The organism is Niallia endozanthoxylica (assembly GCF_008710145.1).
Lineage (GTDB): Bacteria > Bacillota > Bacilli > Bacillales > Cytobacillaceae > Bacillus_BD > Bacillus_BD endozanthoxylica.
The window spans coordinates 309529-331783 of the sequence record NZ_VYKL01000015.1 but is presented as its reverse complement, the minus strand read 5'-3'; the positions used below and the strand labels follow the sequence as shown (position 1 = coordinate 331783).

Genomic DNA, 22255 nt, shown 5'->3' with positions numbered 1-22255 from the left:
TGGACATTTCTCACGGATGAGTCAAAAATCCGACTTATCAACATGATTTGTTAACATAGTCTAATGTAAAAAAATCTTCATTATGCATGAGTATAAAGTGATTTTTCGTATTCAGTTATTCATATACATAAATAAGGCTAACTGCGGGAGTGATTGGTATGGTAAGAATTTCTGAATTTCAGATAAAAGATGTGGTGAATGTTGCTGATGGCAAAAAGCTAGGGAATATTGGTGATATAGAAATTAATGTTCAAACCGGAAAAATTGATGCAATCATTATTTCTGGTTCAGGTAAAATACTTGGCTTTTTTGGTAAAGATGATGACATCACTATTCCTTGGGAGAATATTTTGAAAATAGGTGAAGATGTGATTTTAGTCCGTTATAAGGAATCCTCTGAATATAAACCGAATGAAGAAGAATCATAATATTGGTATTTTACTGTGATGCGTATTCATTGTGTGATAGAATAATTTAATAAAATAAAGAAGAGGTAAGGTTATGGATCCATTTATTTTAAAAGAGAAAGAATATTTTATTGTTGATGATTGGGTCCAAAGGTTTCCAAGCTTATCTGTTGGATTTACAACTAAAAATGGCGGCAAGAGCAGCGGGGATTTTTCAAGTTTAAATGTCGGTTTTCATGTTAATGATAACGAACAAGCTGTAAATGAAAACCGGCTTCTTTTATCAGAAAAACTTGATTTTCCACTAACCAATTGGATAGGCGCCCAGCAAACCCATGAAATAGGAATTAAAAAAATCACAGCAGCAGATAAGGGTAATGGTGCAGTCTCCTATGCAAATGCATTTAAGCAAACGGATGGATTCTATACGTTTGAGCATGGAATATTGCTGACCTTATGTTACGCAGATTGTGTACCGCTTTACTTCCTACACCCTGAATCATGTGCAATTGGAATTGCCCATGCAGGCTGGAAAGGGACTGTTAATGGAATTGCCGAGGAAATGATACGTGCATTTCAATCAGAAGGATTGAATTCAAATGACATTTTTGTGGCAATTGGCCCCTCTATATGCGAAAATTGTTATATAGTTGATGATCGTGTGATAAATTTAGTGCAAAATAAACTAGAAGATGTCGAGTTAAAACCATATAATTTAATTAGTGATCATCAATATAATCTAAATTTAAAAGAATGCAATAAAGAAATCCTCTTAAAGGCAGGGGTGCTAAGAGAAAATATCCTGATAACCAATTTGTGCACCAGCTGTCAAAAGGATCATTTTTATTCCCATCGTAGGGATCGCGGCAAAACCGGAAGAATGATGAGTTTTATCGGCTGGAAGGAGGATATACTTTAAAAAATGAAAGTTGCAGATAATTTACAGACAATCAATGAAACGATAGTGAAAGCGTGTGAACAGTCGAACCGAAGTCCAGAAGAAGTTAAAATTATTGCAGTGACTAAATATGTATCGATTGAACGGGCAAAGGAAGCCTTAAATGCTGGTATTGTTGATTTAGGAGAGAATCGAGAAGAAGGCTTAGCGGCAAAATGGGAAGCTTTACAAGGGAAGCCTACGTGGCATTTTATTGGATCTTTACAAACACGTAAGGTAAAAAATATTATTGATAAAGTAGACTATATTCATTCTCTTGATCGTCTATCACTGGCTAAAGAGATTAATAAACGGGCAAATAAAAAGATTAAATGTTTAGTACAAGTGAATGTGTCTGGTGAGGAGTCGAAACATGGACTGGCACCAGAAGAGGTTATGACTTTTATAGACGAAATAAAACAATTTCCGAATATTGAAATTGCTGGTTTAATGACAATGGCACCTTACATAGATAATCGGGAATTTTTACATGAATGCTTTAAAAAATTGAGGAAGATTCAGTTGGACATTCAAAAATTAGAACTAGAATATGCACCTTGTAAAGAATTATCGATGGGGATGTCGAATGATTACGCAATTGCCATTGAAGAAGGTGCAACAATGGTACGCATTGGGACAGCCTTAGTCGGGGAAGAATAGGAGGTTCGAAAGATGAGCATTAAATCTAAATTTAAAACATTTTTCTTTTTAGATGATGAATATGCTGACAACCAAGAGGACCAAGTTGAAGAAGATTATGAACCAGAAAAAACGCAAAAAAACTTCTCGCCGCCAACTAAGCAAAATGTTGTAAGTCTGCAAAGCATACAAAAGTCCTCTAAAGTAGTGTTGGTCGAACCTCGTGTTTATGCTGAAGCGCAGGATGTGGCAGATCATTTGAAGAACAGGAAAGCAGTTGTGGTTAATTTACAACGTATTCAGCATGACCAGGCAAGAAGAATTGTCGACTTTCTTAGTGGAACGGTCTATGCCTTAGGCGGAGATATTCAAAAAATCGGTATGGATATTTTTCTTTGTACACCAGATAATGTTGAGGTTTCAGGCAGTATATCAGAATTTCTTCAAGAAAAAGAATTTGAACATTCGAGGTGGTAATCGTAAATGGGATTTATTATTAGCATTTTGTCAACTTTAATTTATTACTATTCATGGGCATTGATTATCTATATTTTAATGTCTTGGTTTCCAAATGCCCGTTCATCAAGCATTGGTCAGTTTTTAGGTCGTATATGTGAACCATATTTAGAGCCATTTCGTCGTTTTATTCCATCAATTGGGATGATTGATATTTCACCAATTGTTGCATTTATGGTTCTGAACTTTGCTACAGCAGGTTTAGGACAGCTTGCTAGATGGTTTGCTTAAAACAGAAGAAAAGATAAAGTGAAAAGGGACTTAATCCCTGTCTCTTTTGAGATTAAATCTAAGGTGAAAAAATATGTCAATTTACCAGCATTTTCGGCCAGAGGAACGCGATTTTATCAACCAGGTATTAAATTGGAAGGCGTATGTTGAACAGGCATATGCCCCGAAACTAACTGATTTTCTAAATCCTCGTGAACAACAAATAGTTAAAATGATTATTGGACAGCAACTGGAAGTTAAATGGAGTTTTTTTGGAGGCTCTGCCTATACGGAAAGAAAAAGAGCTTTATTATATCCAGAATATTCCCAAAACGAAGATGGCGATTATAAGATAAAATTATATGAAATTGAATACCCGAATAAATTTATCAATCTTGCCCATCGTGATGTCTTAGGGAGTCTTATGTCCCTCGGCTTAAGACGCGAAAAGTTTGGTGATATTGTTAGCGTAGGTGAACGTTTACAATTTTATTGTGCAGAAGAGATTGGGGATTATGTACGTATACAATTACAAACAGTGGGCAGGGCTGCTGTTCAATTAATTGAACAGCCATTGTCTGAAAGCATCGCACACGAAGATTTATGGCATGAAAAGTCTGTTTCAGTATCTTCGTTAAGGCTCGATACGGTTGTGGCAACCATTTTTCAATTGTCTAGACAAAAGTCTCAAAGTTTAATTAATTCCGGACTCGTAAAAGTAAATTGGACAAGCATAGAAAATACTTCATTTGAATGCGGTGAGGGAGATACGATTTCAGTACGTGGTTTCGGCCGCGGCAAGCTGTTCTCTATTGAAGGCCAAACTAAAAAAGAGAAATGGCGTATTTCAGTTGGAAGACAAAAATAATTATTTTTCAAGCAGGAATAAAATAAAACGTGTCGAAAAAGAAAAAGTGCAAACTTGAGAAAATACTTGGGAGGTGGCAGTATGCCATTAACGCCTTTGGATATACATAATAAGGAGTTTAGTAAAGGGTTTCGTGGTTATGATGAGGATGAAGTAAATGAATTTCTTGATCAGGTCATCAAGGATTATGAAATCGTACTGCGTGAAAAAAAAGAGTTAGAAGATAAGTTAAACGAGATGACGGATCGAATGGGTCATTTTAACTCGTTAGAAGAAACTCTGCATAAATCAATTGTTGTAGCTCAGGAAGCGGCTGAAGAAGTAAAGCGTAATGCTCAAAAAGAAGCAAAGCTCATTATTAAAGAGGCAGAAAAAAATTCCGATCGTATTGTAAATGAGTCCCTTTCAAAAGCAAGAAAAATTGCTCTTGAAATAGAAGAACTTAAAAAGCAATCGAAAGTATTTCGTACCCGCTTTAAAATGTTGATTGAAGCACAGCTTGATTTATTGAATAATGATGATTGGGATCATTTGCTCGAGTATGAGCTTGATTCCACCGAGTTAAAGTCAACTCAAGAAGAGGATTCCTTTGCTTGACGTTTGGCAGTAAAAAAGCATATAATTTCTTATAAAAGTTTATTTTCTAATTGATCTATTATATTCGATTAAGCGTTGATAGGGACAGTACAGCTTCATTTAGCTTATCTAGCGAACCGGGGATGGTGGAAGCCCGGTATAAGCAGTAAGTCTGGAAGATCACCCTTGAGTTCCTTGCTGAAACTAATCATTAGGATTAAGACAAGGCGTGTCATTCGCGTTAAGGATGTTTTGAGCGGATAGAAGAGTTTTTCTATCTACAAGGGTGGTACCGCGGGAATAGCCTTTCTCGTCCCTTTATGGGATGTGAAAGGCTTTTTTATTTTGCTCTGTAAAAAGAAGTTTCATTATCAATAATATCGGTAATAACAATACAGGGTTAAACAATTTTGACAAAAGGTCAGCTTAAGAATTTTGCTAATGAATTAAATGGAGGAAGAGACATGGAATACAAAGATACTTTATTAATGCCAAATACTGAATTTCCAATGCGTGGTAATCTCCCAAAAAGAGAGCCTGAAATTCAATCAAAATGGGAAGACATGAATATTTATAGATTAGTGCAAGAAAGAACAAAGGATCGACCAATGTTCGTACTACATGATGGACCTCCATATGCGAATGGTGACATTCATATGGGGCATGCCTTGAATAAAATCTTAAAGGACTTTATTGTTCGCTATAAATCAATGAGCGGCTTTAATGCTCCATATGTCCCAGGCTGGGATACGCACGGTCTGCCAATTGAGCAGGCTTTGACAAACAAAGGTGTAAACCGCAAAGAAATGACTGTTGCTGAATTTAGAAAGCTTTGCGAAAAATATGCTTATGAGCAAATTGACAGTCAGCGCAGCCAATTTAAACGCTTAGGTGTTCGAGGAGATTGGGAAAATCCATATATTACATTAAAGCCTGAGTATGAGGCTCAGCAAATTAAAGTATTCGGTGAAATGGCTAAAAAAGGTTATATTTATAAGGGATTAAAGCCTGTCTACTGGTCTCCTTCAAGTGAATCTGCTCTTGCGGAGGCTGAAATTGAATATCAGGACAAAAAGTCACCATCTATTTATGTTGGGTTTAAAGTAAGAGATGGAAAAGGTGTGTTAGATACGGATGTTCAAATTATTATTTGGACAACAACACCATGGACGATTCCAGCAAACCTAGGTATTTCTGTACATCCAGATTTGACTTATGTTGTTGTAGAAGAAAATGAACAAAAATATCTTGTCGCAAATGATCTTCTTGAAGCTGTAACAAGCGAAATCGGTTGGGAACAGCCGAGTATTGTTCAAACTATTATGGGATCAGAGCTTGACCGAATTGTAGCCAAACACCCGATCTATGATCGTGATTCTCTTGTTATGCTTGGTGAGCATGTAACAATTGATGCTGGAACAGGCTGTGTTCATACAGCGCCAGGACATGGGGAAGATGACTTTTATGTTGGTCAGAAATACGGTCTTGATGTTCTTTGTCCAGTTGATGATAAAGGTGTTATGACGAAGGAAGCAGAAGGGTTTGCTGGATTATTTTATGATAAAGCGAATAAAGCGATAACGGAAAAACTAGAAGAGGTTGGTGCACTTTTAAAACTATCCTTTATCACGCACTCCTACCCGCATGATTGGAGAACGAAGAAACCGGTTATTTACCGCGCGACAGCACAATGGTTTGCATCTATTAAGGATTTCCGGGATGACTTGTTAGAAGCCGTTAAAGAAACAAAATGGGTGCCGGCTTGGGGTGAAACAAGATTATTTAATATGGTTCGCGATCGGGGCGACTGGTGTATTTCACGTCAGCGTGCATGGGGTGTGCCAATTCCAGTCTTTTATGCAGAAAATGGTGAGCCTGTTATTACGGATGAGACGATTGAACATGTGTCAAACTTATTCCGTGAACACGGATCGAATGTATGGTTTGAACGTGAGGCAAAGGATCTTCTACCGGAAGGATTTACACATCCTGGAAGTCCAAACGGCAGCTTTACAAAAGAAACAGACATTATGGATGTTTGGTTTGATTCCGGATCATCTCATCAAGCAGTACTATTAGAACGCGATGACTTACAGCGGCCAGCAGATCTTTACTTAGAAGGCTCCGACCAATACCGCGGCTGGTTTAACTCATCATTGTCAACAGGAGTTGCTGTAACAGGTAAAGCACCATATAAGGGCGTATTAAGCCATGGCTTTGCACTTGACGGCGAAGGCAGAAAAATGAGTAAATCCGTTGGGAACGTAGTTGTTCCTGCAAAAGTTATGAATCAATTAGGAGCAGATATCCTCCGACTTTGGGTTGCTTCTGTTGATTATCAAGCGGATGTGCGTGTCTCCGATGCGATATTAAAGCAAGTAGCTGAGGTATACCGTAAGATTCGAAATACGTTCCGTTTCTTACTGGGAAATCTTGCAGATTTTGATCCGGCTAAGGATGCCATTTCATATGAAAACTTACGTGAAGTTGATCAATTTATGCTTGTTAAATTAAATGATTTAATTAAACAAGTACGTAATAACTATGAAAACTATGAGTATGCTAGTATCTACCATGCAGTGAACAATTTCTGTACACTTGATTTAAGCTCATTCTATCTTGATTTTGCAAAAGATGTCCTGTATATCGAAGCAAGTGATCAGTATGACCGCCGTGCGATTCAAACGGTTTTATATGAAAGCTTACTTGCCTTAACTAAATTGATTTCTCCAATTCTTTCTCATACAGCTGATGAAGTGTGGAGCTTTATTCCAGCTGTACAAGAACAGAGTGTACAATTAACCGATTTCCCTGAAGCAAAAGAATTACAGGGAGCGGAGGGATTAATGGCAAAATGGTCAAGGTTCATGAAACTTCGTGATGATGTGTTAAAAGCACTTGAAGAAGCGCGTAATGAAAAAGTTATTGGTAAATCATTAACAGCAAAAGTAACATTGTATGTAAATGATGAGACGAAGAGTCTTTTAGAATCAATTAAAGAGAATTTACAACAACTCTTTATTATATCTGGATTTGAAGTAGTTGATGGATATGATAAGGCACCAGAACAAGCGCTAAAGCTTGAACTTGCAGCGATTGTTGTGTCAAAAGCAGAAGGTGAGACTTGTGAGCGCTGCTGGACAGTGACTCCACACGTGGGTGAAAAGGAAAACCATCCAACACTCTGCCCGCGCTGTGCAGATGTCGTTCAGGAACATTACAGCCATTTAGTCTAATCTATTTGTTACAAAAGGCAGACTTAGGTAAAGTCTGCCTTTCGTGTTGCTTAATATGAAATTTTATCCTTTTTTTGAAAGTGTTTGTAAAGATGAAATCAATAATAAGATAAAATATTCCACCTTCGTTAATTGTTGTGCGCCTTGACAAATGTTTTTCCGTGTTTATTCAAACAAGCGGGAAATGATAATGTGTACAACAAGAACGGAGGGAAAGACATGGATCTAAATACAAATGAAATCTATTCAGATCTCCGTAAAACAAAAAATGAATTGCTTAAGCGGATATCCAATGAAAATTGTTCTTCGCTAGTGAGACCCTATATAGAGGAAGAGCTAACGGATATTGAAACAGCAATAAAAAAAATTGAAAACGGTACTTTTGGTACGTGTGAATTATCAGGAGAGCTGATGCCGATGGAACTGCTGCAAATTATCCCAACACTGAAAACCATTGATGACTGTAAAACAGTAAGTTATGTTATCAGCCAGCATTAAGATTAACAAAAAAGTGAAAATGATGTATACAAGCCAGAATCCGGCAAAGCTTCTGCTGTCGTTTTACTTGGGGTTGTGCTAAAATGCAAAGGAGAAATCTAATCTTTTGGAGGGTGCCTTTGTGTTTTATTACATAATAGCGTTACTAGCCGTTCTTGCCGATCAATGGACAAAATGGCTGATTGTTAAGAATATGGAATTAGGTGAACGAATAACCGTAATCGAAAATTTCCTGTATATCACATCTCATCGAAACCGAGGTGCAGCATGGGGAATTTTACAAGGGCAAATGTGGTTCTTTTATGTGATTACAGTAATCGTCATTATTGCTATTATTTATTATCTGAAAAAATCCGAAATGGAAAGTCCGCTGTTCAAATTTTCACTTGCTTTAATGCTGGGAGGAGCGATTGGGAATTTTATCGATCGTGTATTCCGTCAAGAAGTAGTAGACTTTATTCATACGTATCCTTTTGGCTATAATTTTCCGATTTTTAATATTGCAGATTCCGCACTTGTCATAGGAGTAGCTATATTAATCATATATATGCTGCTAGAAGAGAAAAAGGAAAAGGAGAAAGTTAATGGAGAAAGTGGAACACACCGTTCTTGAGCATGAAAAGAATGAGCGGATTGATAAAGTAATTACCAGTCTAGATTCTGATTGGTCTAGGACCCAAGTTCAGCAATGGATTAAAGAGGGACTGGTTTTAGTTAATGAAAAAATAATTAAAACAAATTATAAATGTAATATAGAGGATCATATCGAAATTTCGATTCCAGATCCGGAAGCCCTCGATGTTATTCCAGAAGAAATGGATCTTGATATTTATTTTGAAGATAGTGATGTAATTGTTGTAAATAAACCAAAAGGAATGGTCGTGCACCCGGCTGCTGGCCATGTGACTGGTACCCTTGTAAATGGTTTGATGGCGCATTGTAAAGATTTGTCAGGAATAAATGGAGTTCTGCGTCCTGGAATTGTTCATCGGATTGATAAAGACACATCTGGATTATTAATGGTTGCGAAAAATGATAAAGCACATGAGCATTTAGTTAATCAATTGGTAGAAAAAACAGTTACAAGAAAATATAAAGCATTGGTTCATGGGAATATTGGCCATGATTATGGTACCATTGATGCTCCAATCGGAAGAGATCCAAAAGATCGGCAAAGTATGACAGTCGTTGAAAACGGTAAGCATGCAGTCACACATTTTCAAGTGCTCGAACGATTTAAAGATTATACGTTTGTCGAATGCCGTTTGGAAACAGGGAGGACGCATCAGATTCGTGTGCATATGAAATACATCGGTTTTCCGCTTGTAGGTGATCCGAAGTATGGTCCAAGAAAAACGTTAGAAATTAATGGGCAGGCACTGCATGCAGCCATTCTTGGTTTTACTCATCCGCGTACAGAGGAGTACTTAGAATTTGAAGCGCCATTGCCAAAGGAATATGAGGAACTTCTTGAAAAGCTGCGCAAAAATTAATTGACAAAATTCTACACGTGCATTACACTAATTTTAGTTGAATAAGTCCTTTAAATCGGTCCTGTGAGGCTGAGAAGGAAACGGATTTTATACTGGGTGTACTATGCCCAAATGTATTATCTTATTCGTTTACCCTCTTACCGTCACGGTAAGAGGGTTTTTTTATCTTCTCATAGGATAGTCTTTTAAGAATGCATCATTTCAAACAGATTGGACGTTTTTATGAAAGGGTGGAAAAAACATGACACAAAAGGCAATTGTATTAGATGAACAAGCGATTCGAAGAGCATTAACGAGAATAGCTCATGAAATTATTGAGAAAAATAAAGGTATTGATAACCTTCTTCTTGTAGGAATCCGTACGCGGGGAATCTTTATCGCTAATCGGCTTGCTGAAAGAATTAATCAAATAGAAGGTAAAAATGTTCCAGTCGGTGAAGTAGATATCACGTTATACCGTGATGATTTAACAACAAAAACAGTTGATAGCGAACCTCTTGTGAAAGGTTTGCACATCGAAAAGGAAATACAGGATCGAACAGTTATCCTTGTTGATGATGTTTTATACACAGGCCGAACAGTTCGTGCTGCTTTAGATGCAATTGTTGATTTTGGCCGTCCAAGTTCGATTCAGCTCGCTGTACTAGTTGACAGAGGACATCGTGAATTACCAATCAGAGCCGACTACGTTGGAAAGAATATTCCTACTTCAAGCTCTGAAAAAATTGTTGTAGAGCTTAACGAGATTGATAAATTTGATCAGGTAAGTATTCATGAAAAATAATATAGCCCTTTTAAAAGCAGCACAGAGAGGCTGACAAAGGGAAAGGTATAAGACTTGTCTTTAGCCTGCCCTTTTCTACCCTCTTTGTGCATAAAACAAGAGGGTTTTTATGTAAAGTTAAATTGATGGAGGAAAGACAGCAATGAATAAACCCGTATTAGATATTAAAGATATTCCATCACCGTTACATTGGGTGACTCTTAGTTTACAGCATTTATTTGCCATGTTTGGAGCCACTGTACTTGTTCCTGTTTTGGTGGATTTAAGTCCAGCCATTGCCCTTATTTCTAGTGGACTTGGAACACTTGCCTTTCTTATTATTACAAAATGGCAGGTTCCGGCTTACTTAGGTTCATCCTTTGCTTTCATAGCGCCGATTATTGCTGCAAAAGCAAGCGGTGGAGGGCCTGGAGCTGCTATGATTGGAAGTTTTATTGTTGGACTTGTATATGGTCTAGTTGCACTCGTTATTAAAAAAGCAGGTTATCGCTGGATTATGAAGCTGCTGCCACCAATCGTCGTTGGTCCGGTTATTATGGTTATTGGTTTATCCTTGGCGGGAACAGCAGTTGGTATGGCTATGAATGAGCCGTCAACAGGAGAGTATGATTTACTTACTTTCTCGATAGGCCTTGTTACCTTGGCTGCAACGATAATCTTCTCGATTTACTTTAAGGGATTTTTGAGTATGGTTTCCATTCTTGCTGGAATAATCGTTGGATATGTCTATGCATTGTTGGTTGGAATGATCGATTTTACTCCAGTTCTTGAGGCAAAATGGTTTGAATGGCCGCCATTTATCATTCCTTTTGTCCATTATGATGTAAAGATAACGTTAGACATTGTTCTCTTAATGGTTCCAATTGCTGTTGTTACCATTTCAGAACATATTGGTCATCAATTAGTACTAAGTAAAGTAGTAGGCCGTGACTATATTAAGGAACCTGGCTTACATCGATCCATTCTTGGTGATGGTACAGCCACAATGATATCTGCTTTAATCGGTGGTCCTCCAAAAACAACTTACGGCGAAAATATTGGTGTATTGGCATTAACGAAAGTATATAGTGTTTATGTCATAGCAGGAGCGGCAGTCATCGCAACAGTGTTTGGTTTTATTGGTAAAATTTCCGCATTGATTCATACCATTCCACAGGCTGTCATGGGAGGAGTGTCAATCCTGTTATTTGGAATTATCGCCTCTTCAGGGTTAAGAATGCTGGTTGATAATAAAATCGATTTTGGCAGCAACAGAAACTTAGCTATTTCTTCAGTCATTCTAGTATTAGGGATTGGCGGTGCATTAATTAAAGTCTCTGATCAATTTCAGCTTCAAGGTATGGCCTTTGCAGCAATTATTGGAGTTATATTGAATTTAATTTTACCTGGCAGAGAAGAGGTAAAAGAAGATATGTTCGACACACATTAAAACAGGTATAACTGGCGCAATTTAATTAGAGTGCGGTAATTTAACAATAATTACGAAAACTATTTTTGAATGCCGCACTTATAAATTTCAAATTCTATATTCAATACCATGAAAACAATATAAATAATTGTCTGATTATATTAAATAGAAGAAACAAAGGGTTTATTCAAAAACATTTGATTTAACTGATTTGTACGGCATGTATTTAGTGTTGGTCTTATTAAAAGGAGGCTTTAATAATGAACCATTTAATATCAACTGCTTCACTATCTGTAGAGGAAATTAAAAAAATTCTGAGCCAAGCGCGAAGTTTTTTAGAAGGGGAACAATGGAAACCGACTGAGCAGCAGTTTATAGCGAATTTATTTTTCGAGCCAAGCACAAGAACAAAATCAAGCTTTGAAGTAGCAGAAAGAAAGCTTGGTCTAGAGGTTATCCCGTTTGATGCTGGTTCTTCAAGTGTGTTAAAGGGCGAGACATTGTATGATACTGTTCGAACACTAGAGTCAATTGGAGTCAATGCTGTTGTCATCCGGCATGATAAGGATCAATATTTTGATGAGTTAATCGGCCGTGTTGGAATACCTGTTATTAATGCAGGTGATGGCTGCGGTCATCATCCAACGCAGTCTTTATTAGACTTACTGACCATTCAACAGGAATATGGAGATTTTAAAGGATTAAAGGTAGCGATTATCGGAGATGTTAGACACAGCCGAGTAGCTCGGTCAAATGCTGATGCTTTAACAAGATTAGGAGCAAAGGTTGTTTTTTCTGGTCCTAAAGAATGGTTTGATGAAGAATTTCTTGAAAATGGGGGCTACGAGGATGTGGATACTGCAATTGAAACATCCGATGTTGTTATGCTATTGCGTATACAGCATGAGCGTCATGATGGAAGTGACACAGGTGTGTCGGAAAATTATCATCAGCAATTTGGTTTAACGATTGAACGCGAGAAAAAAATGAAGCCGGGAAGCATTATTATGCATCCTGCACCTGTAAATAGAAATGTTGAAATAGCAGATGAATTAGTTGAATGCAGCAGATCAAGAATCTTTACGCAAATGAAAAACGGTGTATTTGTACGCATGGCTGTTATTAAGCGAGCACTAGATAAACAAGGGGGAATGCAAAGTGTCAATACTCATCAAAAATGGACAATTGCTAATTAATGGGGAATTAATAACTGGTGACATTTTTATTGAGGATGGATTCATTAAGGGAATTGGAACCCTCACAAACGTAAAGGCAGATGAAATGATAGAAGCGGATGGCTTGGTTGTTGCTCCAGGGTTTATTGACCTTCATGTTCATTTACGTGAGCCAGGAGGGGAAAAGAAAGAAACCATTGCCACAGGGACACTTGCAGCAGCAAAAGGTGGATTTACAACAATTGCTGCTATGCCAAATACAAGGCCGGTTCCTGATTCAAAGGAGCAATTAGAATGGCTGCATAGACGAATTGATGAAACTGCTGCTGTAAAGGTACTTCCATATGGTTCCATTACAATTAGAGAAGCAGGCAAGGAACTGACAGATTTTTCTGCATTGAAGGAAGCAGGTGTATTTGCCTTAACAGATGATGGTGTTGGTGTTCAATCAGCCGATATGATGCTTTCAGCGATGAAGAAAGCGGCACAAGAAGGCTTAACCATTGTTGCTCACTGTGAGGAAAATACATTAATTAATAAAGGATCGGTACATGAAGGATCTTTCTCCAAAGAACATGGAATTAACGGCATCCCTTCTGTTTGTGAGTCTGTACATATTGCTCGGGACGTTCTCCTAGCAGAAGCGGCTAATTGTCATTATCATGTATGCCACATCAGTACGAAGGAATCAGTCAGGACCGTGAGAGATGCAAAGCGGGCAGGAATACATGTCACTGCGGAAGTTACTCCTCATCATTTATTGTTGTGTGAAGAGGATATTCCAGGTTTGGACCCCAATTTTAAAATGAATCCTCCATTACGCGGATCAGATGATCGGGAGGCTTTAATAGAGGGGCTTTTGGATGGGACAATTGATTTTATTGCGACAGATCATGCACCACATACAAAGGAAGAAAAAGATGAAGGTATGACGCTAGCTCCATTCGGTATTGTTGGTTTAGAAACAGCTTTTCCACTCCTATATACACATTTTGTTGATAAGGGAATGATGACATTACCGCAGTTAATCGATTATTTAAGTAGCAAGCCTGCACAAGCATTCGGTCTTCATGCAGGAGAAATAAAGGTTGGTGCCCCGGCGGATATCGTCTTACTTGATTTAAATCATAAAGAAAAAATCAATCCGCAAAGCTTTTTGTCAAAAGGCCGTAATACACCATTTGGAGGCTGGGAATGTAAAGGATGGCCTGTTGTCACATTGGTTGATGGAAAGATAGCTTGGGAAAAAGGACGTGAAAAGATATGAAAAAGAAGCTTATTCTAGAAGATGGAACTGTATTTATTGGTGAAGCATTTGGAAGTGAAACAAGTTGTACAGGGGAGGTTGTTTTTAATACCGGTATGACTGGATATCAAGAGGTACTGTCAGATCCTTCATATTGCGGACAAATTGTTACATTAACTTACCCGCTTATTGGTAATTATGGAATTAACCGCGATGATTTTGAATCAATTACGCCGGCAATCAGCGGTTTTATCGTAAAAGAAACAGCCGATTTTCCATCTAACTGGAGAAGTGAAAAATCATTAGATGAGTATTTTAAGCTAAAGAATATTCCAGGAATCTCAGGGATTGACACGAGAAAACTGACAAGAATTATTCGTCAGCATGGTACATTAAAGGGTGCTCTATGTAATATGAGCGAAAATGTTGACGATGTATTGGAAAGATTACGGGCAACTGAAGTTCGACGTGATCAGGTTAAACAGGTATCGACTAAAACAGCCTATCCAAGCCCTGGAAGAGGCAGAAGAGTTGTACTTGTTGATTTTGGGATGAAACATGGAATTTTAAGAGAATTAAATCGTCGTGATTGTGATGTAATTGTTGTTCCTTATAATACAAAAGCTGAAGAAATTCTTGAATTAAGTCCTGATGGTGTTATGCTTTCAAATGGACCTGGAGATCCAAAGGATGTTCCAGAAGCAATCGAAATGATTCAAGGTATTCTTGGTAAAGTACCACTATTTGGGATTTGTCTTGGTCATCAGTTGTTCGCTCTTGCATGTGGAGCTAATACTGAAAAAATGAAATTTGGTCACCGCGGTTCAAATCATCCGGTAAAAGATCTGGCAACCGGAAGAGTAGATATTACATCGCAAAACCATGGTTTTACAGTCGAAGAAAAATCAATTGAGAATACACGCTTAGAAGTCACACAAATCGCTTTAAATGATGGAAGTATAGAAGGGTTGAAACACAAAGACTTCCCTGCTTTTACTGTTCAATATCATCCGGAAGCTTCACCAGGACCTGAGGATTCTAATAATTTATTTCAACAATTTCTTGAGCTAATTGAGACTGCTAAACAGGAGGGAAACACTTATGCCAAAGCGTAATGATATAAATAGTATTTTAGTAATCGGATCTGGGCCAATTGTCATCGGTCAGGCTGCAGAATTTGATTATGCAGGAACACAAGCGTGTTTAGCATTAAAAGAAGAAGGCTATAAAGTTATCCTTGTTAATTCCAATCCTGCTACTATTATGACAGATACAGAGATTGCGGATGCAGTCTATATAGAGCCATTAACACTTGAATTTGTGGAAAGAATTATCAGAAAAGAAAGGCCTGACGCATTGTTGCCAACATTAGGCGGACAGACAGGATTAAATCTCGCCGTAGAATTAGCAAAATCTGGTTTATTGGAAGAATGTGGGGTTGAAATATTAGGGACGAAGCTAACTGCCATTGAAAAAGCGGAAGACCGTGATTTATTTAGAACACTTATGAATGAATTAAACGAACCGGTTCCTGAAAGTGATATTATTCATAATCTTGAGGAAGCGTATGCTTTTGTTGAGAGAATTGGATATCCGGTAATTGTACGTCCGGCCTTTACACTAGGCGGTACCGGCGGTGGAATCTGTCATAATGAAGAAGAGCTTGTTGAAATTGTCGCAAGCGGGCTAAAATACAGTCCTGTCACACAATGTTTATTAGAAAAAAGCATTGCGGGATACAAGGAAATTGAATATGAAGTTATGAGAGACTCTGCTGATAATGCGATTGTTGTATGTAACATGGAAAACATCGACCCTGTGGGTGTGCATACAGGAGATTCCATTGTTGTGGCACCGAGCCAAACATTAAGTGACCGGGAGTATCAATTACTGCGCAATGCTTCCTTGAAAATTATTCGTGCACTTGGAATTGAAGGCGGATGTAATGTACAGCTTGCCCTAGATCCTTACAGCTATAATTATTACATTATCGAAGTCAATCCGCGTGTCAGCCGTTCTTCGGCTCTTGCCTCAAAGGCAACGGGTTATCCAATTGCAAAGCTTGCAGCTAAAATTGCTGTGGGTCTGACACTGGACGAAATGATGAATCCAGTTACAGGCAAAACATACTCTTGTTTTGAACCTGCTCTGGACTATATTGTAACGAAAATACCAAGATGGCCGTTTGATAAGTTTGAATCTGCGAATCGCTTACTTGGAACACAAATGAAAGCAACTGGTGAAGTAATGGCCATTGGACGAACATTTGAAGAGTCGTTATTAAAGGCAATTCGCTCACTTGAAAGTAATGTCTATCATTTTGCTTTGCCAAATGGAGAAGAGTTTAGTGATGAAGTAATTGAAAAACGAATCCGTAAAGCAGGAGACGAACGTTTATTTTATATTGCTGAAGCATTAAGACGTGGTGTCAGTATTGAAACCCTTCATGAGTGGAGTCAAATCGATCTATTCTTCTTATATAAAATGGAAGGAATTATCTTGTTTGAAAAAGAACTATCCAAACATCCATTTGATCGTGAATGGGTAGAAAAGGCGAAGAAAAAAGGATTTTCGGATTTTTCACTCGCAAAACTTTGGAATACAACAGAGCGTTCCATTTATGATTGGCGTGTGAAGCAAGGGATTGTACCAGTATATAAAATGGTTGATACATGTGCAGCAGAATTTGAATCAGAAACTCCGTATTTTTATGGAACCTATGAAGAGGAAAATGAGTCAATTGTTACAGATCGAAAGAGTGTAATCGTACTAGGATCAGGTCCAATCCGAATTGGTCAAGGTGTTGAATTTGATTATGCAACCGTTCATTCCGTTTGGGCGATTAAAGAAGCCGGTTATGAAGCTATCATCATTAATAATAATCCTGAAACGGTTTCAACTGATTTCAGTATTTCAGATAAATTATACTTTGAACCATTAACAACGGAAGATGTTATGGCAATCATAGATTTGGAAAAACCAATAGGTGTTGTCGTACAGTTCGGCGGTCAAACGGCAATTAACCTTGCTTCCAAGCTTGTTGAGCATGGAGTGAAAATTTTAGGAACGACTCTAGAGGATTTAGATCGTGCTGAAGATCGTGATAAGTTTGAACAGGCATTAGTACAATTAGAGATTCCAATGCCGAAAGGGAAAACAGCTCTTTCTGTAGATGAGGCATTAAAAATCGCAGAGGAAATTGGATATCCGGTATTAGTGCGACCTTCATATGTATTAGGCGGAAGAGCGATGGAAATTGTTTATAAGAAGGAAGAACTGCTTCATTATATGGAGAATGCAGTAAAAATTAATCCAGAGCACCCTGTCTTAATCGACCGTTATTTAACAGGTAAAGAAATAGAGGTTGATGCGATATCCGATGGTAAGGATGTAGTGATTCCTGGAATTATGGAACATATTGAACGTGCAGGAGTACATTCAGGCGATTCCATAGCTGTATATCCGCCGCAAAGTCTTTCAAATACTGTAAAAGAAAAACTAATTACGTATACTGAAAAATTAGCGCTTGGATTGAATATTGTTGGTTTATTAAATATCCAATATGTTGTAAGTAATGATGATGTATTTGTACTGGAAGTAAATCCGCGTTCAAGCCGTACGGTGCCATTTTTAAGTAAAATTACAAATGTGCCAATGGCAAATATTGCTACAAAAGCGATTCTTGGTCAGTCTCTTGCTGAACAAGGGTACGTTTCCGGTCTTGTTCCGGAAAAAGCTGGTGTATATGTAAAAGCACCTGTATTCTCCTTTGCAAAATTGCGTAATGTCGATATTTCATTAGGACCAGAAATGAAATCAACAGGAGAAGTAATGGGGAAAGATTACACATTGGAAAAAGCGTTGTATAAAGCACTTGTTGCATCTGGAATTACCATCCAAAAATTTGGTACAGTGCTCTTGACCATTGCTGATAAAGAAAAAGAAGAAGCACTGCATATTGCAAAACGTTATGCCGCAATTGGTTATCGTCTAATGGCAACAAGCGGTACAGCTGAATTCTTGAAAAAAGCAGGGATTCCAGTTAGTGTTGTCAGCAAAATTGGCTCAGAAGGTCCTGATCTTTTAGATGTAATTAGAAACGGGGAAGCCCAATTTGTTATAAACACTTTTTCAAAAGGTAAACAGCCTGAACGCGATGGCTTTAGAATCCGCCGCGAATCTGTTGAAAATGGAGTTCCATGCTTAACCTCACTTGATACAGCTGAAGCGATTTTACGTGTCATTGAATCCATGAATTTTTCAGCAGAAGCAATGGCTCAGCCAGTTAATGCCAGGGAGGCTATTCTCTCATGATAAATAAAGAAATGTGTACAGTCGTTTCACAGACTGAATTAGCCGATTCTATTTATGAGCTCACCTTAAAAGGTGAGCTTGTTCAACAAATGAATGAACCAGGTCAATTTGTCCATCTAAAGGTTTCTAATGGCATGGATCCGCTCTTGAGACGTCCGATTTCCATTGCAAGAATTGATAAGAAAAACAGTGAATTTACGATGATCTATCGAAAAGAGGGCAGAGGGACTTCTCTTTTGGCGCAAAAGCAGACCGGTGATGAAGTAGATGTATTAGGTCCGCTCGGGTCTGGATTTCCACTCGAAGAAACTCAAAAGGGCGAAACTGCTCTTTTAGTAGGTGGAGGAATTGGTGTACCGCCCCTTTACGAATTATCGCGGCAGCTTACTGATAAAGGGGTTACCGTGATTCATGTTCTTGGATTTCAGTCAAAAGAAGCTGTTTTTTATGAACATGAATTTTCCCTGTTAGGTGAGACTTATATAGCAACTGTAGATGGATCGTACGGTACAAAGGGTTTTGTAACAGATGTGATTGCTGAAAAAGAGTTTGTATTTACTACGCTCTACTCATGCGGACCAACTCCGATGCTTAAAGCAATTGAAACAAATTTTGCCGATAAAAAAGTATTTCTTTCATTAGAAGAAAGAATGGGCTGCGGTATTGGTGCTTGTTTTGCTTGTGTATGTCATACACAGAATGACAAAGATGGTTACACGTATAAAAAGGTTTGCAGTGATGGTCCTGTGTTTCGGGCTGGGGAGGTTGTATTATGAGCATGCTTGATGTGAAATTACCAGGACTTGATTTGAAAAACCCAATCATGCCGGCGTCAGGATGTTTCGGCTTCGGACGTGAATACAGCCAATTGTATGATTTAAGCAAACTTGGAGCTATTATGATTAAAGCAACGACCGTTGAACCGCGCTTTGGGAATCCGACTCCAAGGGTGGCTGAAACATCTGCAGGTATGCTTAATGCCATCGGACTGCAAAATCCCGGTTTAAAGAAAGTTATTTCTGAAGAACTTACATGGCTAGAACAGTTTGATGTTCCAATTATTGCTAATGTAGCAGGATCTACCGAGGAAGATTATGTGGCAGTAGCCCAGGAAATCTCAAAATCTCCTAATGTACATGCACTTGAGCTTAATATATCCTGTCCCAATGTAAAGGAAGGCGGTATTGCCTTTGGTACAATACCGGAAGTTGCTGAACAGCTAACAAAAAAAGTTAAAGAAGTATCGTCTGTTCCCGTGTATGTAAAATTATCACCAAATGTAAGCAATATTGTGGATATGGCAAAAGCTGTTGAAGCTGGTGGTGCGGATGGATTAACAATGATTAATACATTAGTCGGAATGAGAATTGATATAAAATCAGCAAGACCGATACTAGCGAATAAGACCGGCGGATTATCCGGACCAGCAGTGAAGCCTGTTGCGATTCGAATGATTTATGAGGTAAGTCAGGCGGTGGACCTACCGATTATCGGTATGGGTGGTATTCAAACGGCAGAAGATGTGATTGAATATTTTTATGCCGGTGCAAGTGCAGTAGCTGTCGGAACAGCTAATTTTGTTGACCCTTTTGTTTGTCCTTCTATTATCGATGAACTGCCTGAACGATTAATGCAGCTCGGTTTTGATCATATTTCACAGTGTACAGGAAGGAGCTGGAAGTAGATGGGGAAACCAGTAATCATTGCTCTTGACTTTGCTTCTAAGGATGAGGTCTTAACATTTTTAAATCGTTTTTCTAATGAACAATTGTTTGTTAAAGTGGGGATGGAGCTTTTTTATCAAGAGGGTCCGGCCATTATTCATGATATTAAAGAAAGAGGACATCAAATTTTCTTGGATTTAAAGCTTCATGATATACCAAATACTGTAAAAAGTGCTATGAAGGGCCTTGCAAAGCTTCAATGTGATCTAGTTAACGTACATGCTGCTGGGGGTCAAGAAATGATGATGGCAGCATTAGAAGGATTGGATCAAGGGACTTCTGCAGGACAAAGAAGACCGCTTTGTATTGCTGTAACACAGTTGACAAGCACGTCTGAAGAACAAATGAAAAAAGAGCAGCTGATTCAAGTACCGCTTAAGGAATCAGTGCTTCATTATGCAAAGCTTACGAAACAGTCCGGACTTAATGGTGTTGTATGTTCTTCACATGAGGCTGCGATGATTCGTGAAGTGCTGGGAAATGACTTTTTAACAGTTACCCCTGGTATTCGTTTAAAAGAGGATGCAGCAGGTGATCAGAAGAGGGTGGCAACACCGGACTTTGCCAAAAAGGCAGGCGTCTCTTATATGGTGGTTGGCCGTTCGATTACAAAATCTGAAAATCCTCACGAGAGTTATCAAAAGTTTATACAAGCATGGGAAGGTGTTCAACTGTGAGAAAAATTATTGCCGAAAGTTTATTAGAAATTAAAGCTGTCACACTGCGTCCAAATGAACCTTTTACATGGGCATCAGGCATCATTTCACCTATTTATTGTGACAATCGGTTAACTCTTTCATATCCAGAAATTAGAAGAAACATTGCATCAGGGCTTGCCGGAATCATTAAGGAACAATTTCTGGGCACTGAGCTTATTGCTGGAACTGCAACAGCAGGAATCCCGCATGCTGCCTGGGTAAGTGAGGAATTAAACCTGCCAATGTGCTATGTACGATCAAAAGCGAAGGGTCATGGAAAAGGAAACCAAATTGAAGGAAAAGCGGAAAAAGGGCAAAAAGTGGTTGTAGTGGAAGATTTGATTTCAACGGGAGGCAGTGTCATTACTGCTGTAGAGGCATTACGTGAAGCTGGATGTGAAGTATTAGGTGTAGTATCTATTTTTACCTATCAGCTTGAAAAAGGTTTTGAGTTAATGAAAAATGCAGATATTACTGTATTTTCGTTAACTGATTTTTCAACTCTTGTTGAGGTAGCAAGCGAAAAAGGCTACATTGAACAAAAGGACTGGGAAAAGTTGATGGAGTGGCGTAAAAACCCTGCTGAGTGGGGAAAATAAATGACTATTCAGGCCTGACATAATGTTGTCAGGCTAATTTTCTTTTTTATATGCGCAGCAATAAACCGATTATCATATAAATGAAAGAAATATTCTTATTGATTCGGTTAGGGAGAGGATTTAAGCTGTGAATAATCGTTTAGGTCAGGTTGATTTAACCAAGATGGTAGACAATAAAAAAGAGTATAATACCAAACTGCTCAGTTACCAAAGACGGCTATTAAGACTTCAGCATATTTTACGTCAAGAGCAAATAGCAGTTCTTATGGTAGTGGAAGGCTGGGATGCTGCCGGCAAGGGAGGGGCAATTAAACGAGTTACGGAACATCTTGATCCGCGCGGATTTAAGGTTTGGCCAATTGCTGCTCCTGAGCCTCATGAAAAAAGATACCATTATCTGCAGCGATTTTGGAATAAACTTCCGCGGCACGGTGAGTTAACCATTTTTGACCGTTCCTGGTATGGAAGAGTTCTAGTGGAACCAATTGAAGGTTTTGCAGTAAAAGAAGAATGGTCAAGGGCGTACGAGGAAATTAATGGTTTTGAAAAATTATTAAGTGATGATCAATATGTCATCCTGAAATTTTGGTTTCATATTAGTAAGGATGAGCAATTATTGCGTTTTAAAGCGCGTGAGGCCAATCCGCTTAAAAGCTGGAAATTGACTGATGAAGATTGGCGGAATCGGGAGAAATGGGATTTGTATTTAGAAGCGGCTGAGGAAATGTTTGAAAAGACGGATACACCCTATGCACCATGGCATATCATTCCAAGCAATGATAAACGTTATGCCCGTTTAGAAACATTAAATATTATGATTCAAACGATTGAACGTGTTTTAACCGCAAAGAATATAGCGTTGCCGGACAACGGGGAAAATGGATAAAAAGAGTGCATGTTGCACTCTTTTTAATTGGTTTTAGAAAT

21 protein-coding genes, 1 pseudogene and 1 other annotated feature are annotated in these 22255 nt (G+C 38.3%); all 22 genes and pseudogenes read left to right on the top strand.

Annotation, left to right across the window (positions count from 1 at the left end):
- Positions 1-158 precede the first annotated feature (158 nt).
- Positions 159-428 (top strand): YlmC/YmxH family sporulation protein, encoded by a 270-nt coding sequence (locus F4V44_RS08705; protein ID WP_150439603.1) that lies wholly within the window; start codon positions 159-161, stop codon positions 426-428.
- 73 nt (positions 429-501) lie between these two features.
- Positions 502-1326 (top strand): peptidoglycan editing factor PgeF, encoded by an 825-nt coding sequence (gene pgeF, locus F4V44_RS08700; RefSeq protein ID WP_150439602.1) that lies wholly within the window; start codon positions 502-504, stop codon positions 1324-1326.
- Positions 1327-1329: 3 nt separating this feature from the next.
- Positions 1330-2004, top strand: coding sequence for a YggS family pyridoxal phosphate-dependent enzyme (locus tag F4V44_RS08695; protein ID WP_150439601.1), 675 nt, complete (start codon positions 1330-1332; stop codon positions 2002-2004).
- A gap of 12 nt (positions 2005-2016) precedes the next feature.
- A complete protein-coding gene (locus F4V44_RS08690) occupies positions 2017-2460 on the top strand; it encodes a cell division protein SepF (RefSeq protein WP_150439600.1) in 444 nt (147 codons plus the stop codon).
- 6 nt (positions 2461-2466) lie between these two features.
- Positions 2467-2730 (top strand): YggT family protein, encoded by a 264-nt coding sequence (locus F4V44_RS08685; protein WP_150439599.1) that lies wholly within the window; start codon positions 2467-2469, stop codon positions 2728-2730.
- 73 nt (positions 2731-2803) lie between these two features.
- Positions 2804-3577 carry a YlmH family RNA-binding protein gene (locus tag F4V44_RS08680; RefSeq protein WP_150439598.1) on the top strand — a complete coding sequence of 258 codons (774 nt, stop codon included), beginning with the start codon at positions 2804-2806 and terminating at the stop codon, positions 3575-3577.
- 81 nt (positions 3578-3658) lie between these two features.
- The gene (locus tag F4V44_RS08675; protein ID WP_150439597.1) at positions 3659-4174 is read left to right on the top strand and encodes a DivIVA domain-containing protein; all 516 of its coding nucleotides are present in this window, start codon (positions 3659-3661) and stop codon (positions 4172-4174) included.
- Between the two features lie 66 nt (positions 4175-4240).
- Positions 4241-4474 (top strand) — a binding site (T-box leader).
- Between the two features lie 143 nt (positions 4475-4617).
- A complete protein-coding gene (ileS, locus tag F4V44_RS08670) occupies positions 4618-7389 on the top strand; it encodes an isoleucine--tRNA ligase (RefSeq protein WP_150439596.1) in 2772 nt (923 codons plus the stop codon).
- A 219-nt stretch (positions 7390-7608) separates the two neighbouring features.
- The gene (locus F4V44_RS08665) at positions 7609-7887 is read left to right on the top strand and encodes a TraR/DksA family transcriptional regulator (protein ID WP_150439595.1); all 279 of its coding nucleotides are present in this window, start codon (positions 7609-7611) and stop codon (positions 7885-7887) included.
- Between the two features lie 121 nt (positions 7888-8008).
- A complete protein-coding gene (gene lspA / locus F4V44_RS08660; protein ID WP_150439594.1) occupies positions 8009-8500 on the top strand; it encodes a signal peptidase II in 492 nt (163 codons plus the stop codon).
- The gene (locus F4V44_RS08655) at positions 8472-9380 is read left to right on the top strand and encodes an RluA family pseudouridine synthase (RefSeq protein ID WP_150439593.1); all 909 of its coding nucleotides are present in this window, start codon (positions 8472-8474) and stop codon (positions 9378-9380) included. The genes lspA and F4V44_RS08655 overlap by 29 nt, the downstream gene beginning before the upstream one ends.
- Before the next feature lie 241 nt (positions 9381-9621).
- A complete protein-coding gene (gene pyrR, locus F4V44_RS08650; RefSeq protein WP_150439592.1) occupies positions 9622-10164 on the top strand; it encodes a bifunctional pyr operon transcriptional regulator/uracil phosphoribosyltransferase PyrR in 543 nt (180 codons plus the stop codon).
- A gap of 142 nt (positions 10165-10306) precedes the next feature.
- Positions 10307-11593 carry a solute carrier family 23 protein gene (locus tag F4V44_RS08645; protein ID WP_150439591.1) on the top strand — a complete coding sequence of 429 codons (1287 nt, stop codon included), beginning with the start codon at positions 10307-10309 and terminating at the stop codon, positions 11591-11593.
- Positions 11594-11832: 239 nt separating this feature from the next.
- A complete protein-coding gene (locus F4V44_RS08640; protein WP_150439590.1) occupies positions 11833-12768 on the top strand; it encodes an aspartate carbamoyltransferase catalytic subunit in 936 nt (311 codons plus the stop codon).
- The gene (locus F4V44_RS08635) at positions 12731-14014 is read left to right on the top strand and encodes a dihydroorotase (protein WP_150439589.1); all 1284 of its coding nucleotides are present in this window, start codon (positions 12731-12733) and stop codon (positions 14012-14014) included. Before F4V44_RS08640 ends, F4V44_RS08635 begins: the two co-directional genes overlap by 38 nt.
- A pseudogene (locus F4V44_RS08630) lies at positions 14011-15116 on the top strand (carbamoyl phosphate synthase small subunit). The gene F4V44_RS08635 and the pseudogene F4V44_RS08630 overlap by 4 nt, the downstream one beginning before the upstream one ends.
- Entirely contained in the window at positions 15095-18307 is a 3213-nt protein-coding gene (gene carB / locus F4V44_RS08625) for a carbamoyl-phosphate synthase large subunit (RefSeq protein WP_150439587.1), read from the top strand. The pseudogene F4V44_RS08630 and the gene carB overlap by 22 nt, the downstream one beginning before the upstream one ends.
- Positions 18304-19083 (top strand): dihydroorotate dehydrogenase electron transfer subunit, encoded by a 780-nt coding sequence (locus F4V44_RS08620; protein WP_150439586.1) that lies wholly within the window; start codon positions 18304-18306, stop codon positions 19081-19083. The genes carB and F4V44_RS08620 overlap by 4 nt, the downstream gene beginning before the upstream one ends.
- Positions 19080-19991 (top strand): dihydroorotate dehydrogenase, encoded by a 912-nt coding sequence (locus F4V44_RS08615; RefSeq protein ID WP_150439585.1) that lies wholly within the window; start codon positions 19080-19082, stop codon positions 19989-19991. Before F4V44_RS08620 ends, F4V44_RS08615 begins: the two co-directional genes overlap by 4 nt.
- Positions 19992-20708 carry an orotidine-5'-phosphate decarboxylase gene (gene pyrF, locus F4V44_RS08610; RefSeq protein ID WP_150439584.1) on the top strand — a complete coding sequence of 239 codons (717 nt, stop codon included), beginning with the start codon at positions 19992-19994 and terminating at the stop codon, positions 20706-20708.
- Positions 20705-21328, top strand: coding sequence for an orotate phosphoribosyltransferase (gene pyrE / locus F4V44_RS08605; RefSeq protein WP_150439583.1), 624 nt, complete (start codon positions 20705-20707; stop codon positions 21326-21328). Before pyrF ends, pyrE begins: the two co-directional genes overlap by 4 nt.
- Before the next feature lie 163 nt (positions 21329-21491).
- Complete coding sequence (locus F4V44_RS08600; RefSeq protein ID WP_150440101.1) at positions 21492-22214, top strand: polyphosphate kinase 2 family protein; 723 nt, start codon at positions 21492-21494, stop codon at positions 22212-22214.
- Positions 22215-22255: the final 41 nt, after the last annotated feature.

Excerpts from the sequence above, each read along its gene's own strand:
- F4V44_RS08705 (WP_150439603.1), top strand. The coding sequence starts at position 159 with ATGGTAAGAATTTCTGAATTTCAGATAAAAGATGTGGTGAATGTTGCT.
- pgeF (WP_150439602.1), top strand. The coding sequence starts at position 502 with ATGGATCCATTTATTTTAAAAGAGAAAGAATATTTTATTGTTGATGAT.
- F4V44_RS08695 (WP_150439601.1), top strand. The coding sequence starts at position 1,330 with ATGAAAGTTGCAGATAATTTACAGACAATCAATGAAACGATAGTGAAA.
- F4V44_RS08690 (WP_150439600.1), top strand. The coding sequence starts at position 2,017 with ATGAGCATTAAATCTAAATTTAAAACATTTTTCTTTTTAGATGATGAA.
- F4V44_RS08685 (WP_150439599.1), top strand. The coding sequence starts at position 2,467 with ATGGGATTTATTATTAGCATTTTGTCAACTTTAATTTATTACTATTCA.
- F4V44_RS08680 (WP_150439598.1), top strand. The coding sequence starts at position 2,804 with ATGTCAATTTACCAGCATTTTCGGCCAGAGGAACGCGATTTTATCAAC.
- F4V44_RS08675 (WP_150439597.1), top strand. The coding sequence starts at position 3,659 with ATGCCATTAACGCCTTTGGATATACATAATAAGGAGTTTAGTAAAGGG.
- ileS (WP_150439596.1), top strand. The coding sequence starts at position 4,618 with ATGGAATACAAAGATACTTTATTAATGCCAAATACTGAATTTCCAATG.
- F4V44_RS08665 (WP_150439595.1), top strand. The coding sequence starts at position 7,609 with ATGGATCTAAATACAAATGAAATCTATTCAGATCTCCGTAAAACAAAA.
- F4V44_RS08655 (WP_150439593.1), top strand. The coding sequence starts at position 8,472 with ATGGAGAAAGTGGAACACACCGTTCTTGAGCATGAAAAGAATGAGCGG.
- pyrR (WP_150439592.1), top strand. The coding sequence starts at position 9,622 with ATGACACAAAAGGCAATTGTATTAGATGAACAAGCGATTCGAAGAGCA.
- F4V44_RS08645 (WP_150439591.1), top strand. The coding sequence starts at position 10,307 with ATGAATAAACCCGTATTAGATATTAAAGATATTCCATCACCGTTACAT.
- F4V44_RS08640 (WP_150439590.1), top strand. The coding sequence starts at position 11,833 with ATGAACCATTTAATATCAACTGCTTCACTATCTGTAGAGGAAATTAAA.
- carB (WP_150439587.1), top strand. The coding sequence starts at position 15,095 with ATGCCAAAGCGTAATGATATAAATAGTATTTTAGTAATCGGATCTGGG.
- F4V44_RS08620 (WP_150439586.1), top strand. The coding sequence starts at position 18,304 with ATGATAAATAAAGAAATGTGTACAGTCGTTTCACAGACTGAATTAGCC.
- F4V44_RS08615 (WP_150439585.1), top strand. The coding sequence starts at position 19,080 with ATGAGCATGCTTGATGTGAAATTACCAGGACTTGATTTGAAAAACCCA.
- pyrF (WP_150439584.1), top strand. The coding sequence starts at position 19,992 with ATGGGGAAACCAGTAATCATTGCTCTTGACTTTGCTTCTAAGGATGAG.
- F4V44_RS08600 (WP_150440101.1), top strand. The coding sequence starts at position 21,492 with ATGGTAGACAATAAAAAAGAGTATAATACCAAACTGCTCAGTTACCAA.